A 249-nucleotide genomic window follows, 5' to 3' on the forward strand; every position below is an offset into this window, starting at 1 on the left:
GTCCTGGTCCACGGAGCGTTCGCCGACGCGTCCGGCTGGCGGCCTCTGTACGACCTGCTTCTGAAAGAGAACCTCACGATGATCGCGCCGCCGAACGCGCTGCGCGGACTCACCGGAGGCGACGGCGACTATCTCAAGGGCGTGATCGCCGACATCGACGGTCCCGTGCTGCTCGTCGGCCACTCCTACGGAGGATCGGTGATCACCGCGGCCGGCGTTGCGGACAACGTCGTCGGCCTCGTCTACGTG

At 67.5% G+C, this 249-nt stretch carries 1 protein-coding gene; it reads left to right on the plus strand.

From position 1 onward, the window contains the following. Positions 1-249 (plus strand): alpha/beta fold hydrolase (locus AC1RPG_RS08905; protein WP_481762625.1); only part of this gene is annotated, 249 nt, incomplete at both ends.

Source organism: Dellaglioa sp. CoH-57-MRSF-18, from assembly GCF_056781995.1.